The organism is Chitinolyticbacter meiyuanensis (assembly GCF_008033135.1).
In the GTDB taxonomy this organism is placed as follows: domain Bacteria; phylum Pseudomonadota; class Gammaproteobacteria; order Burkholderiales; family Chitinibacteraceae; genus Chitinolyticbacter; species Chitinolyticbacter meiyuanensis.
Genome location: NZ_CP041335.1, coordinates 203,201 through 216,728, shown reverse-complemented (window position 1 = coordinate 216,728; position 13,528 = coordinate 203,201). Strand labels below are relative to the sequence as shown.

Here is a 13,528-nt window from a genome sequence, read left to right as displayed (position 1 = left end):
TTAATGCTTAATATTGGGTTGAGGCGCTTTTTACTGTCGAACGATTTTCCTGCGTCGATAAAACGGCCTGCTGCGCCGCAGCCAACACGCCAGCCGGGTCGTAGCGATCTTCGCGCTTGGTATTGCCGGCGTTGTCCAGGGTGTAGTCGATCCGGCTGCCATTGCTGTGATCGATGCCGATCAAGCGGTGGGCCGGGTCATAGCGGTACTGCAGCCAACTCTGATCGGGGAAGGTCACCTTCTCCAGCAAGCCCGTCGGCTTGTAGGCGAACTGGGTCAGTTCACCGCCGGTGGTGCGGGTCTTGAGCCGTTGTCGTAGGTCGTAGGTGAAGGTCGTGGTCACGCCATTGGGGGCGATCTGGGTCAGCACATTGCCGTGTGGGTCATAGCTGGTGAACTGAGTCACCAGACCGACCGGATCGGTCACCGTCGCCAGGTTGCCCTGGGCGTCGTAGGTATAGTGGGTCACCTTGCCGCGGGCATCGGTGGCGGTCTGCAGCAGGCCGTTGGGGAAGTAGCTCCACGATTCGCTGCGGCTGACGCCGTCGGCGGTGACCTTCTTCTGGGTGAGCAGGCCCTTGGTAGGGTCGTAGGTGAACTCGGTAACCCGGCCCGGTTCGGTAATCGTGGCGGGCAGGCGGAAGGTGGGGTGCCAGGAGGTGGTGATGGTGCGGGCCTGCGGCGTGCCGCCGGCCTCGGTGCGACTTGTTTCGAGGTTGCGGCTCAGCTCGTAGACGTAGCTGGTGGTGACGCCATTGAAGTCGGTGCGGGTCTTGATGTTGCCGTTGGTGTCGTAGCCCAGCGCCGAGCTGGCTGGATCGCAACCAGCGCCACCGGGTTGGTCCTTGCCGGTCAGCAACCAGCGTTTGCCGCTTTGGGTAAAGCGATAGCGGCGCACCGAGCCGAGCGGGTCGGTTTCTTCGGTGGTCCGGGTGGTGCCGCTTTGGCTGAAGGCCAACGTGACCTTGTCGATCCCACCGGCGTGCTCAGAGGAGATGGCTTCGCCATTGGCGTTGTAACGCCAAGTGGCATAACGCAGGCCCGCTTCGTCGGTGATGCCAGTCAGCAGGTAGGGGTTGGGGTCTTCATAGTGATATTGCCGAGTGGTTTGGTCGGGGTAAGTGACACTGCTCAAACGGCCGATAGTACCGTAGGCATAGCGTGCAACATCCACCCCCTTATATTGCAGGCCGATCAAACGATCATTGACGTTATAAGCAAACCCCAGCACGTCGCCAAACTGGCTCTTAACCTGCTGTAGGCGACCCACTTGGTCATAGCTGAGTTCAAAGCGATTATTGAGCTGCGTGATTTCGATCAAGCGGCCTTGCGCATCATACCTTTCGAAGCCAAGCCCGGTTTTCAAGATAAAGCCATCGCTTTTCACTTCAAGCTGATAAGGCCAGCCCGTCGAATCCAAAGGGGCGCCATCCGGAGCAACGGCAAAACTCTTTCCATCCGGGCGTTCCACGAGGTAATAAACCACCTGTTCTGACCCAAGCACTTGCGCTGATCGAAGCACTTCTTTATGGGCCGCCCAATCCGAATCCACACTGGCGACCATGGCCATCATGGAACCGGGTGCAGCTGCAATCCCCGTCCCAATTTCGGCCTGGGCGACCCAGACAGTCTTAGGCATAATTCGCGCCTGGAAGGAATGCCGCCAGCCCAGCCCCAGGCCCAAGTCCGCAGTGGTGCGGCTATTGTAATAGCGCTCGAATCGCACGATGCCCAAGCTGATATCCCGCTCGGTTTGGAACTTGTTGGCCGTGCTGGTTGAAATTGGATTCCCAGAACTTGGAATCCCAGCACAGGCATTCGGCTGCCCCAGATTGGGGTTGGCCTCCGTGCATTGCCCGCCAGCGCACTGTGGCTCCACAAAGATCTGTCGGCAGCGGTTTGTACCGCTTTCAAGATAAGCACCAGACGGGCACAACGGCTGACATGATTGGCTGATTACCCCCCAAAAGGTTCCAGCCGCGCAAGCAGGTACAGCGCGAGCATTAATATGGTAATTTGCCACATGATTGCCAGGGTATCCGCGTTCATTCACAGAGGCCGTGTAGGATTGAAAAGAAATAGTCCCACCCCAACCACTACATTTGACTACCCATGCAGGGTCGGACGGTATTGTTTTTATGGCTAGCCCGCACACAGGAATATTGTAATATTTGCCTTCGACACTACCGATATAGGACGCTTCCCCCCAAGCGCCATTTGGCATTGCTTTCGCCATGGTTACATCCCAGCGCTCAGCAAAAACCGGACTTGTTAAAAAGTAGAAGAGAAAAAAATAAATCGCCCCCCAAAAAAAAGACCTTGACATAAGAAAATGGGCTTTATCTGAAGGCATTGTGAACGTATTACTGCGTGATCCCGAGAATACGATTGCAGATAAAATCAAGGGGGGTTGGAACACTATTTTCAACCTTATCAGCTAATAGTTTTTAATGTGCTCAACAACTTTTCAATACCTTAGGCGAGACGGATAGGTGTCGAGTGCGCGCGCCTCAGCTAGCATCTCAGCTTGGTCATAGTGTGATACTGCAACCTGCGCTGGTCGGAGCAGCAGCGAGAACAGGACAAACATCGATCGTTTCATGGGCAGATATCACGGGGGAGAAATGTTTGGCGAAGGGGCGCATGCCACCCTTTGGACCCGCTTGGGCAGTCACTCGGTACGTGCGCCATCTTCGCAAGGCGCCGGGATTCTGCCTCAGAAAAAATTCAGCATTGCGTAAGCAAGATGAACGGTGCTTTTTATTGCGCCAACGGTAGCAAGTTCGTAGCGAGTGCTTACTCTTTGGAGGCGCCGCCCAGCCATCTCAATCCCGGCTCACGGGTTGGGCGGTCGCTAGGTTCAATCACACGGATAGGCGCCAGGCCACCCGGCCTACACCATGCTGGCGACCGGTTGGCGCAGCCCCAAGGCGCTGCAGCACTGGTACATCCAATACACAAACCCTGCGATTGGGCCCCTGCTTCGTGCATTCAAAACGGCGCTGGGCGTTCCCAGCGCATGGCCTCGCCGGCCACCGGGTGTAGCAGTTCCCGCCGACGCATCGCGCGTAGCGCTTAGTTTCGTATGCATGCGCTTTCGGCAAGCTATCGGCCATAAACCAAGCCACCGCTTTTTGACGCATAGCAGACGTAAGCGCCTCGACGTGCCACCGTCTGCTTTGGCCGATCAGCAGCTTCTGAAAGTGTTGATCAAATCCGAGCTGCGAGGTGATTACGAGCACCTTATAAAGAGTGCTCACGAGTGATCAGCTTACCCACACTTCATGGCGCGTAGTACGCATAAGGTCGCCTAGCGTTCAGAGGCTTACGCTTTAGCAGCCATGTTGGCACGTGGTTTTCCTCCCCTTTGCCAAGCGCCGAAGGAGCGGAGCGAGACCTTAGGCTCGCGACCGACTGAGGGCAGCCCGGAGGGCCGCAAGGCGGGGTCGCCTTTTCTTTGGTTCGTTTCTTTTGGCGAAGCAAAAGAAATGAACCCGTCCGCCGGGCGGAACCGGCATCAAAACACCGCGCCATAGGCGCTAATCGCCTACCACGCCGCTGAGCAACAACTCGGCAATCGAACCACTTACCCCTGCTCCTCCAACCACCCCTTCACCCCTTCCCCTGCCTGCCTGCCACTGGCAAAACACCCTGTCAGCAGATAGCCCCCGGTCGGGGCTTCCCAGTCGAGCATTTCGCCGGCGCAGAACACGCCGGGCAGGGCGGTCAGCATCAGCTGATCGTCCATGGCATCCCAGCGCACGCCGCCGGCGCTGCTGATCGCTTCATCGATCGGGCGCGGGGCGGTCAGGCGTAACGGCAGGGCCTTGATCGCCTGGGCGAGCGCGGCGGTGTCGGTGAAGGTGTCCTTGGGCAGCAGCTCGCGCAACAGCCCGGCCTTTACGCCATCGATATGCGCCTTGCGCCGCAGATGGTTGGCCATGGAATCGGCGCCACGCGGGGCGGCGAGGTCCGCAGTCAGCCGCTCCAGCGTGCGGCCTGGTGCAAGGTCGAGCGTGACAGTGGCGTGACCGTCGCGCGCAATGGCATCGCGCAGGCGGGCGGAGGCGGCGTAGATCAGGCTGCCCTCGATGCCACCGGTGGTGACGACGAATTCGCCCTGGCGCTGCCAATCTTCGTGGTGCAGCACCACGGCCTTCAGCGGCTGGCCAGCGTGCTTGTCGGCAAACCAAGGGCTCCAGCCCACGTCGAAGCCGCAGTTGGCCGGCTGCAGCGGGGCAATGGCCACGCCGCAGGCGGCGAGCAGCGGCACCCAGCTGCCGTCCGAGCCCAACCGGGGCCAACTGGCGCCGCCGAGGGCCAGCACCGTGGCGTTGGCTTGCACGGTGATATCGCCATCAGGGCCGGCGAGACGCAGCGCGCCGCGATCATCCCAGCCCTGCCAGCGGTGCCGCACGTGGAAGGCTACGCCGGCTGCCTTGAGCCGGGCGAGCCAGGCGCGCAGCAGCGGTGCGGCCTTCATCTCGCGCGGGAATACCCGCCCGGAGGTGCCGACGAAGGTCTCGATGCCGAGGCCATGTATCCATGTACGCAGCGCGTCGGCATCGAAGGCGCGGACCATGGCTTCCAGCTGCGGGCGGGCGCTGCCGTAGCGGGTGAGCAGTTGCTCTAGCGGCTCGCTGTGGGTGATGTTCATGCCGCCCACGCCGGCGAGCAGAAACTTGCGGCCCACCGAGGGCATGGCGTCGTACACGTCCACGCGGTGGCCGGCACCGGCCAGCACTTCGGCGGCCATCAGCCCGGCCGGACCGCCGCCGATGATGGCGACGTGGCGCGCGCCGGTACTCATGCCGGGCAGGCGCCGAAGCGCTCGGCGAGGCTTTCCAGCCCCAGCGTATCGATCAGCTCGGCCAGCCGCGCGGCGGGCTTGGCGCGCGGTAGATCCTTGTATTCGGCGAGGATCAGCTCGTTCTTCATCGAATGCTCCCAGCCGACCAGCTCGGTCACCGTCACCTGGTAGCCGTGCGCTTCCAGCTCCAGGCAGCGCAGCACGTTGGTGATCTGGCTGCCGAATTCACGGGTATGGATCGGGTGGCGCCAGATCTCGGCCAGCGGGCTTTTCAGCGCGCGTGGCTTGTTCTGCCGCAGCACGCTGGCCACCTCGGCCTGGCAGCAGGGCACCAGCACGATATGGCGCGCCTGTTTTTCCAGCGCGAAGCGGATCGCATCGTCGGTGGCGGTGTTGCAGGCGTGCAGCGCGGTCACCACGTCGACGGTGGCGGGCAGCTTGTCCGAGCTGATCGAATCGGCGACCGACAGGTTGTAGAAGCGCATGCCCTGGGCAAAGCCCAGCTTCTGCGCCAGCGCCATCGAGCTTTGCACCAGTTCGTCGCGCGTTTCGATGCCATAGATGCGGCCCTGTGGCGCGCGATCCTTGAAGAACAGGTCGTAGAGGATGAAGCCGAGGTAGCTCTTGCCGGCGCCATGGTCCACCAGCGTGATGTCGCTGTGGTCGGCCACGCGCTCGGCCAGCAGTGGCTCGATGAAATTGAACAGGTGATACACCTGCTTGAGCTTGCGGCGGCTGTCCTGGTTGAGCTTGCCGTCGCGGGTGAGGATATGTAGTGCCTTCAGCAGCTCGATGGACTGCCCGGGGCGGATGTCGTGTTTCTCGGTCATGGCGCGATCCTGGGGATGCGCCATTGTAACCCGCTGATGCCGCGGGTTTGCCGCCAGCCATGCCGATGGCGTGGCCTGGATACGTTATGTTGCAAAGTTACCAGAAAATGCTTATTGAAATTGAAACATAACTACATTAAATTACGTAGCAATACTACATAACCCAGGAGCTACATCATGTACTCGTTCTTTGCTGCCATCGTGAATTTCGTATTCGGTCGTCGTGACAACATCGCCATCAATGCCCGCGTGAACCGCGTCGCCGGCCTTGACGGTGTCGAGCGCATCGACGGCCGTGTGCTGAAGATCGTGGGCGATCGCGCCCGCGTGTGCTGGCCTACTGGCCAGAAGACCAATGAAGATCTGGCCAGCCTGGTGCTGATCGCTGAATAAGCGGCACCACTGCCAAACACCAAGCCGGGCCATGCCCGGCTTTTTGCTGCCCGCCGTCTGCACTCAGGTTCCAGACCAGCGCTGCCACAGCGCATCGAAGCAGCGCTGGAACTCGGCCACCAGCCCCACGTCGTTGCAGACCACCAGGTTTTCCTCGTTGGTGGTGGCAGCCGAGCGCGTCCAGTTGTAGCTGCCGTTGATCAGCCAGCGGCCATCCACCAGCGCGAACTTGTGGTGCATATGGGCCGGGCTGCGATCGCAGGCCAGTGGCACCCCGGCATTGCGCAGCCAATCCACGTCGCTGCCGGCATCGAGCGCCTTGTCGTCATCGGTGACTACGCGTACCGCCACGCCCCGGCGATGCGCGGTGACGATGGCTTCGGCGATGGCGTCGTCCGAGATGGTGAACACGCAGATATCGGCGCTGAGCCGTGCCTGCTGCAGGCGCTGGACGATGGCGGCGCGGCAGGCGCTGCCCGGGCTGAAATGGGCGTGGACCTCGGCCGGGGCGTCGCCCGCGCGAGCCAGATCCAGCGTGCGCACGATGCCTTCCAGCCATTTCAGCGCGGCGTGCTGCTCCGGCGTGGTGAGCGCTGTGCGCATCCGCTCGAATGCGGCGTTGCGCAGCTGGCGCAGCCCTTCCTCGGGCGGATCGGCATCGCGCAGCGCACTGGCGAACGCCCGGCGTTCGTCGTCGCTGAGGCGTTGATCGGCGAAGCTGGCGTCCAAGTGTTGCAGCAGCGGGTGGAGATGCATTGGTCAGCCCGGATCAATGGAAACTGGCATGCAACCTACGCCGCGGGCGGTGGCCAGGCAAGCGGCGGATTGAACGCCGGCGCAGCTGACGCATGCGGCGCGATGCACCTCGCCGGACGGCGGTGCAGTGCAGACGATAGGTTGTAATTGCTTACCAGAAATTGACAATTTCCTGCTATCCTCCGCCGCTTTGTCCACGCGGAGTATCGTCATGTCCCCTCGTCACCTGATCCCGGCCCTGCTCGCCGGTCTCTTCTTCAGCCAAATCCACGCCTTCGACCTGGGCGGCATGGTCAAGGCCGGCTCCAAGGCGGTGCAGGCCGCCACGCTGTCTGATGCCGATGTAAAGAGCCTGTCGGACCAGGCCTGCGCCCAGAGCGATGGTGAATCCAAGATCGCCCCCGCCAAGGACAAGTACGCCAAGCGCCTGGAAAAGATCGCCAAGGGCCTCGGCAGCGAGATCAACGGCCAGGCGATCAACTACAAGGTCTACCTCACCAGCGAGGTGAACGCCTGGGCGATGGCCAATGGCTGCGTGCGCGTGTACAGCGGCCTGATGGACCTGATGACCGACGACGAAGTCGCTGGCGTGATCGGCCACGAGATCGGCCATGTGGCGCTCGGCCACACCAAGAAGGCAATGCAGACCGCGTATGCCGTTTCCGCCGCGCGTGATGCTGCCTCCTCGTCCGGTACCCGCGCCGCCACGCTGGCCGATTCACAACTGGGGGAGTTCACCGAAAGCCTGATCAACGCGCAGTTCTCGCAATCGCAGGAAACCGACGCCGACAACTACTCGTTCGACCTGCTGACCCAGCGCAAGCTCAAGCGCGAAGGCCTCGTCACCGCCTTCCAGAAGCTGGCGCAGCTCGATGGCGGCGACCACAGCATGCTGAGCTCGCACCCGGCCTCCGCGGATCGCGCGAAGAACATCGAGCAACGCCTGGCGGCCGAGAAGAAGTAAGCTGTCGCCATACATCGAGGGAGAACCGTCATGCTGTTCGAATTCGCCATCCAGCTCTCGCAGATCGCCAGCTTGCTGATGCTGGTGGCGGCTGGCGTGCTGTGGCATCGCACCCGCACGCTGGCCACGCTGACGTTCTTTCTCGCGCTGCTCGCGCAAAAGGCGGGTTTGCTGTTGCTCTGGGCGATGCCAGAGGCGATCGCCGAGCCCGGCACGATGCTGATCCGCACCTGGTGGCTGGCCATCAGCGGCGGCGTAGCCTGCGCCGGCCTGCTGGCGTATGCCTTGAGCCTGCCCAAGCGCCAGCCCTGAGGCGGCGGCGGTCCAGCAAAACGGGAGCCTTGGCTCCCGTTTTGCTTTGGCTCAGGCCACCGCCTTCACCCGATAGGCCACCCAGATGGCAACCAGGCCGAACACGCAGCTCATCAGGCCCACCCAACCGAAGCCCAGCAGCTCGCCACGCGGCCCCTGGCTCATCATCAGCCCGGCCACGAAGGCGGCAATGCCGGAGGCGAAGTTCTGCACTGCCGAGTTGAACGCCATCAGCCGGCCACGCAGCCGGGCCTCGGTGGCACCGGTGACGAGCGCCGAGGCGGGGATGAAGCGGCCGCTGACGAAGATGAAGAACAGCGTGGTGAACAGCAGTTGCCAGGCAAACGACAGCTGCAGCGTCTGGGTGACCAGCACGATGGGGATGAAGCTCAGGATCACCAGCACCGAGAACACGTGCGCCTGGCGATAGCGATCCGCCAGCCGGCCGATCACTGGGCGGGTGAACAGTGTGGCTCCGCCGCCGACCAGGTAGATCCAGGCGAGGTAGTGCGGGTCCAGCCCCACGTTGGCCACCTGGGTCGGCGAGATATATGGAATCACGGAAAAGCCGGACAGCATGGTCAGCGCGGTCACGCCGCAGGCCCACCAGTGGTTGGGCACGGCCAGCAGCTCGCGGTAGCCCTGCCACAGGCCGGTCGGCGACTGGGTCAGATGGCCGCGCACTGGCGGCACCTGGCGCCACACCGCCAGCCAGACCAGTGCGCTGAGCACGGCGAGCGCGGCGAACGGCGCGCGCCAGCCCTGGTGCTCGGCAAGGAACAGCCCCAGCGGCACGCCGGCGACGGCGGCCAGCGAGTAGGCCGACACCAGGAAGCCGAAGCGTGCCGGGGTGACATGGAACTGCAGCATCAGGTACGGCGACAGCGGCATCAGCACCATGAAGTCGACGATGGTGATGAACATCACCGCGGTCAGCAGCAGCAACAGCGCCAGCTCGCGGCGCGGATCGAGTTCGGTCATGGCAGCTCCGGGCAAACCCCGAATCTAGACGAACCTCGTTGCATCTCTCGTAACGCTTGTTGCGCTGCGCAATCCGGATCAAGCCGCGGCGGCGCTTGAAACGCGCCGACTGGGGTTTTCGCCAACTGCATGCAGCAGTGCGCACGCGGCTACAGTGAAGGAACGTGCGCGAAGGAAGACGACGATGCTGCAGCAAGATCCGCTGATGGAAGCGCTCGATGCCGGACTGGGCCAGGCCCGGGCCTTGGCACAGGCGATACTCGATGGTTTCGATCATCACTACCGGCTGTTCCGCGCGGTGAGCCAGGCGGCGCAGGCGCATTTCGAGGCCGGCCAGGCGCAGGCGCAGCGGATTGCCGTGCGTGACCGCATCGCCTTCTACGACGCGCGCGTGTTCGAGGCCACCGAGCGGCTGATCAGCGAATTCGGCGCGCAGCGCCTCACCGATGCCACCTGGGCGCGGGTGAAGACCGAGTACATCAAGCTGCTGATCAACCACAAGCAGCCGGAGCTTGCCGAGACCTTCTTCAACTCGGTGTGCTGCCGCATCCTGCACCGCTCGTATTTCCACAACGATTTCATCTTCTACAGGCCGGCCGTTTCCACCGAATACATCGAGGCCGAGGCACCGGCCACCTACCGCACCTACTACCCGGCCGAAGCCGGGCTGGCCGCGACCATCTCGCGCACGCTGCGCGATTTCGGCTTCACCCTGCCATTCGAGGACGAGGCGCGCGACGTGCGCCGGGTGCTGCGCTCGCTGCACCGGCATCTGGGCCACTGGCCCAAGCTGGCATTCAACGCGCATATCAAGGTGCTGGCGACGCCGTTCTATCGCGGCAATACCGCCTACCTGATCGGCCGCGCGGTCAATGGCGATCTGGAGCTGCCGTTCGCGCTGGCGCTGTACCGCAACGCCAGTGGCGAGCTGTATGTCGACGCCGCGCTGTTCGAACATCGCCACATCCGCCATCTGTTCTCGCTGTCGCGCGCGTATTTCCTGGTGGACATGGAAGTGCCGTCCGCCCATGTGCGCTTCCTGCAGAAGATGTTGCCGGATGTGTCGCGCGCCGAGCTCTACACCATGCTGGGGCTGGGCAAGCAGGGCAAGACCATGTTCTACCGCGAGCTGTTCCACCACCTGAAGCACACCAGCGACCGCTTCGCCTTCGCGCCCGGCATCAAGGGCATGGTGATGATCGTGTTCACGCTGCCGTCGTATCCCTTCGTGTTCAAGGTGATCAAGGACGTGATCCCGCCGCCCAAGGATGTGTCGCGCGAGACGGTGCGGCAGAAATACCTGATGGTGAAGCGCCACGACCGGGTGGGCCGCATGGCCGATTCGCTGGAGTTTTCCGACGTGGCGCTGCCACGCGCGCGCTTCGATCCGGCGGTGCTCGACGAGCTCAAAGCGCTGGCACCGTCGATGATCGAGGAAGATGGCGACGACGTGGTGATCCGCCATCTCTACATCGAGCGGCGCATGCTGCCGCTCAACATGCTGCTGGATACCGCCCCGGCCGACGTGGTCGACACGGTGATCCGCGACTACGGCAATGCGCTGCGCGAGCTGGCGATTGCCAACATCTTCCCCGGCGACATGCTGTTCAAGAACTTCGGCATCACCCGCGCCGGCCGCGTCGTGTTCTACGACTACGACGAGATCGAATACATGACTGACTGCAGCTTCCGCCGCATTCCGCCGCCATTGGCGCCGGAATACGAGCTGTCGGGCGAGGCGTGGTACACCGGCCACAAGAACGAGGTGTATCCGGAGGAGTTCGCCACTTTCCTGCTGGCGCGACCGGATATCCGTGCGGCTTTCATGCGCCACCATGCCGACCTGCTCACCCCCGAGTTCTGGCAGCGTGCCAAGGCCAATATCGAGGCGGGCATCGCCGAGGACTTCCACCCCTACCCGCAGCAGCTGCGCTATCGGCGGCCGGCTGTCTAAACGGTGTGGGACCGACGCGACGCCGATCGCGGGTCGCTGCGGGTCCGGGCCGGTGCTGCGGCTACACTGGCACGCATGCGCTGGCTGATCCCCTTCTTCGTGTGCCTGTTGCCGCCCTGCCTGAGGGCCGCCGAGCTGCCGCGCGTGCCCATCGCCAGCTTCAGCGTTGTGCCTTATGTGATGGCCGAAGGCGGCAAGGTGCGTGGCGCGCTGGTTGATTTCTTCGACCGGGAGCTGGCGCCGCGCATGGGTGTACGCTTCGTCTGGCAGCCGCCGGTCTCCACGCCACGGCTGGAACGCGGGCTGAAGGACGGCAGCTACGCGATGGTGCCGTTGCTGGCGCAGACAGCGGCACGGCAACAACAGCTGCACTTTGCTAGCAAGGCCTACGTGCGGTTCCAGCCCGTGCTGGCGGTACGGCCGGACAGCCCACTGCGCGCCATCGACAGTTTCAACCAGCTCGACGGCCTGCTGCTGGGCTCGATCGCCGGCGTACCGTTGCCGCAACCGCTGCAGCGCGCCGGCCTCAACTGGGATGACAACCCCGAAGTGGAGGCGGAGCTGGGCAACCTGCGCAAGCTCGGCGCCCGCCGGCTTGATGCCGCTTATTTCAGCAACGCCCATGCGCCCGGTTACTACGCGGCCCGGCTGCGAATGCAAGCACGGGTGTTGCCGCTGCCCTTGCCGGTGCAGGCACGCTATGCCGTGTTCAGCCGCACGCTGCCACCCGGCGTGCCGGCCGACTTGACCGAGCGCTACGAGCGTGCCGCAGCGCTTGCCTGGGCGCCGGGCCGGTTCGAGCGCTATCTCGTGCCCTACTTGCAGCGCTGAGTCGCCGCCGTGCCAGGCTTGGGTTAAGCTGCGGCCGGTCCGTTTCCCCGTCTTGCCCATGAAAGTCCTGTTGCTGCTGTTTATCGCGCTGCTCGCCGGCTGCGCCACCAACGTCCGCCCCGCCGCCGAGGGCCAGCCGCTGCCCAGCGTCGCCTTCCAGCAGCAGGGCCTGGCGCCGCGCAACGGCGGTCAGTTGATCGCGCCCGAAGCGCTGGCGCCCGGCGACATCCTGCTATCGGCCACCAATGGCATCACCTCGGCGGGCATCCGCCTGGCCACGCTGGCGCCGGTGAGCCATGCCGCGCTCTATATTGGCGACGGCCTGGTGGCCGAAGCGGTAGGCAGCGGCGTGCGGGTGCGCCCGCTGGCGGATGCGATGGCGGAAGAGTCCGTGGTGGTGGCATTCCGCCGGGCCGAGCTCGACGAAGCGCAGGCGACGGCGTTGCGTGCCTTCGCCGAGGCCCAGGTCGGCCGCCCATACAACTATGTTGGCGTGGTGCTGCATGCGCCGTTCTCGCTGCAGCGCCGATTGTGCGAGCTGCCGCTGCTGCCCGAGATCACCCGCGATGCCTGCCTGCGCGGCATCGCCACCATCCAGCTCGGCACGCCGGACAACCAGAGCTTCTTCTGCTCGCAGTTCGTGCTGCAGGCCTACGCCGCTGCCGGCCTGCCGTTGACCGAGGCCGATCCGGCCTGGATCAGCCCGGCCGACATCCTGCACATGCGCGAAGGCGATGTGCCGGCGATGCGTATCCACCAGCCGCTCACCTATATCGGCCACCTCAAGTTCTCGCCTGCGCCGCAAGTGGTCGACGCTGCACGCCGCTGACGGTGTGAATACCGGCATCGCCGCGCGCGGCGCCGGGCTGCGTGTTCGGTGTTAGCATCGGGCCTCGACCGCCGGCGCGGCTTGCCGCGCATGGGGTCGCCACCGTGACGCCGAGCACAAAACCGGCTAACACGGGTAGATAACCCGAACACTGCGAGACGGAAGCATGTCCCAGGATGATCTGACCGATCCATCGGTCTCGGCGCGCATCCGCGCCCGTATCCGCGCCGCTGGCGCGCGCTTTCACGCCAACGACAACATCGCCGGCTATATCGAGGAAGGCGAGCTCGATGCACTGCAGGCCGAAGTGGCCACCAAGCTGCAAGGCGTGCTCGAAAGCCTGGTGATCGATACCACGAGCGATCACAACACCCAGGACACCGCCCGGCGCGTGGCCAAGATGTTCGTGCGCGAGGTGTTCCACGGTCGCTACCGCCCGGCACCGCCGGTGACCGAGTTCCCCAATATCGAGCGGCTGAACGAGCTGATGATCGTCGGCCCCATCACCGTGCGCAGCGCCTGCTCGCACCACCTGTGCCCCATCCTCGGCAAGGTATGGGTCGGCGTGATGCCCAACGAGCACTCCAATCTGATTGGATTGTCCAAGTACGCACGGCTGATCGAATGGATCATGAGCCGGCCGCAGATCCAGGAAGAGGCGGTATCGCAGCTGGCGGACACGCTGATGGACCGGCTGCAGCCCGATGGCCTTGCCATCGTGATGGAGGCCGACCACTTCTGCATGCACTGGCGCGGGGTGAAGGACATGGAATCGAAGATGATCAACAGCGTGATGCGCGGCTCCTTCCTGCGCGACGCCAACCTGCGGCGCGAATTTCTGGCGCTGCTGAACAACAAGGGGTGATGC

The 13,528-nt window shown here is 63.6% G+C and carries 12 protein-coding genes; 7 read left to right on the top strand and 5 right to left on the bottom strand.

Annotated features, from left to right (window positions below; genetic code table 11):
* Positions 1-7: 7 nt before the first annotated feature.
* From FLM21_RS00910 to FLM21_RS00900, 3 genes are all read right to left on the bottom strand, one after another.
* Positions 8-2,224, bottom strand: coding sequence for a DUF6531 domain-containing protein (locus tag FLM21_RS00910; RefSeq protein WP_281284975.1), 2,217 nt, complete (start codon positions 2,222-2,224; stop codon positions 8-10).
* A gap of 1,362 nt (positions 2,225-3,586) precedes the next feature.
* On the bottom strand, positions 3,587-4,810 hold the full coding sequence (locus FLM21_RS00905; protein WP_187360032.1) for a TIGR03862 family flavoprotein: 1,224 nt from the start codon (positions 4,808-4,810) through the stop codon (positions 3,587-3,589).
* Positions 4,807-5,640, bottom strand: coding sequence for a class I SAM-dependent methyltransferase (locus FLM21_RS00900; RefSeq protein WP_148713761.1), 834 nt, complete (start codon positions 5,638-5,640; stop codon positions 4,807-4,809). The genes FLM21_RS00905 and FLM21_RS00900 overlap by 4 nt, the downstream gene beginning before the upstream one ends.
* A gap of 177 nt (positions 5,641-5,817) precedes the next feature.
* On the opposite strand from FLM21_RS00900, the gene FLM21_RS00895 reads away from it, so the two are divergent.
* Positions 5,818-6,033, top strand: coding sequence for a hypothetical protein (locus FLM21_RS00895; protein ID WP_148713760.1), 216 nt, complete (start codon positions 5,818-5,820; stop codon positions 6,031-6,033).
* Positions 6,034-6,096: 63 nt separating this feature from the next.
* On the opposite strand, the gene FLM21_RS00890 is transcribed toward FLM21_RS00895, so the two are convergent.
* Positions 6,097-6,789: a phospholipase D-like domain-containing protein gene (locus tag FLM21_RS00890; protein ID WP_148713759.1), complete on the bottom strand. Its 693-nt coding sequence runs from the start codon at positions 6,787-6,789 to the stop codon at positions 6,097-6,099.
* 211 nt (positions 6,790-7,000) lie between these two features.
* Here FLM21_RS00890 and loiP point away from each other — a divergent pair, with 211 nt between their 5' ends.
* Both loiP and FLM21_RS00880 read left to right on the top strand, forming a co-directional pair.
* Positions 7,001-7,753: a metalloprotease LoiP gene (gene loiP / locus FLM21_RS00885; RefSeq protein ID WP_148713758.1), complete on the top strand. Its 753-nt coding sequence runs from the start codon at positions 7,001-7,003 to the stop codon at positions 7,751-7,753.
* A 30-nt stretch (positions 7,754-7,783) separates the two neighbouring features.
* Positions 7,784-8,065 (top strand): hypothetical protein, encoded by a 282-nt coding sequence (locus FLM21_RS00880; RefSeq protein ID WP_148713757.1) that lies wholly within the window; start codon positions 7,784-7,786, stop codon positions 8,063-8,065.
* Between the two features lie 51 nt (positions 8,066-8,116).
* On the opposite strand, the gene FLM21_RS00875 is transcribed toward FLM21_RS00880, so the two are convergent.
* A complete protein-coding gene (locus FLM21_RS00875; protein WP_148713756.1) occupies positions 8,117-9,046 on the bottom strand; it encodes an MFS transporter in 930 nt (309 codons plus the stop codon).
* 184 nt (positions 9,047-9,230) lie between these two features.
* On the opposite strand from FLM21_RS00875, the gene aceK reads away from it, so the two are divergent.
* The 4 genes from aceK to folE all read left to right on the top strand — a co-directional run bounded on the left by aceK (position 9,231) and on the right by folE (position 13,525).
* Positions 9,231-11,000 (top strand): bifunctional isocitrate dehydrogenase kinase/phosphatase, encoded by a 1,770-nt coding sequence (gene aceK, locus FLM21_RS00870; protein WP_246120799.1) that lies wholly within the window; start codon positions 9,231-9,233, stop codon positions 10,998-11,000.
* Between the two features lie 75 nt (positions 11,001-11,075).
* Positions 11,076-11,831 carry a substrate-binding periplasmic protein gene (locus FLM21_RS00865; protein ID WP_148713755.1) on the top strand — a complete coding sequence of 252 codons (756 nt, stop codon included), beginning with the start codon at positions 11,076-11,078 and terminating at the stop codon, positions 11,829-11,831.
* Between the two features lie 58 nt (positions 11,832-11,889).
* Positions 11,890-12,660 carry a YaeF family permuted papain-like enzyme gene (locus FLM21_RS00860; RefSeq protein WP_148713754.1) on the top strand — a complete coding sequence of 257 codons (771 nt, stop codon included), beginning with the start codon at positions 11,890-11,892 and terminating at the stop codon, positions 12,658-12,660.
* Positions 12,661-12,826: 166 nt separating this feature from the next.
* Positions 12,827-13,525, top strand: coding sequence for a GTP cyclohydrolase I (gene folE, locus FLM21_RS00855; RefSeq protein ID WP_148713753.1), 699 nt, complete (start codon positions 12,827-12,829; stop codon positions 13,523-13,525).
* Positions 13,526-13,528: the final 3 nt, after the last annotated feature.

Excerpts from the sequence above, each read along its gene's own strand:
- FLM21_RS00910 (WP_281284975.1), bottom strand. The coding sequence starts at position 2,224 with ATGCCAAATGGCGCTTGGGGGGAAGCGTCCTATATCGGTAGTGTCGAA.
- FLM21_RS00905 (WP_187360032.1), bottom strand. The coding sequence starts at position 4,810 with ATGAGTACCGGCGCGCGCCACGTCGCCATCATCGGCGGCGGTCCGGCC.
- FLM21_RS00900 (WP_148713761.1), bottom strand. The coding sequence starts at position 5,640 with ATGACCGAGAAACACGACATCCGCCCCGGGCAGTCCATCGAGCTGCTG.
- FLM21_RS00895 (WP_148713760.1), top strand. The coding sequence starts at position 5,818 with ATGTACTCGTTCTTTGCTGCCATCGTGAATTTCGTATTCGGTCGTCGT.
- FLM21_RS00890 (WP_148713759.1), bottom strand. The coding sequence starts at position 6,789 with ATGCATCTCCACCCGCTGCTGCAACACTTGGACGCCAGCTTCGCCGAT.
- loiP (WP_148713758.1), top strand. The coding sequence starts at position 7,001 with ATGTCCCCTCGTCACCTGATCCCGGCCCTGCTCGCCGGTCTCTTCTTC.
- FLM21_RS00880 (WP_148713757.1), top strand. The coding sequence starts at position 7,784 with ATGCTGTTCGAATTCGCCATCCAGCTCTCGCAGATCGCCAGCTTGCTG.
- FLM21_RS00875 (WP_148713756.1), bottom strand. The coding sequence starts at position 9,046 with ATGACCGAACTCGATCCGCGCCGCGAGCTGGCGCTGTTGCTGCTGCTG.
- aceK (WP_246120799.1), top strand. The coding sequence starts at position 9,231 with ATGCTGCAGCAAGATCCGCTGATGGAAGCGCTCGATGCCGGACTGGGC.
- FLM21_RS00865 (WP_148713755.1), top strand. The coding sequence starts at position 11,076 with ATGCGCTGGCTGATCCCCTTCTTCGTGTGCCTGTTGCCGCCCTGCCTG.
- FLM21_RS00860 (WP_148713754.1), top strand. The coding sequence starts at position 11,890 with ATGAAAGTCCTGTTGCTGCTGTTTATCGCGCTGCTCGCCGGCTGCGCC.
- folE (WP_148713753.1), top strand. The coding sequence starts at position 12,827 with ATGTCCCAGGATGATCTGACCGATCCATCGGTCTCGGCGCGCATCCGC.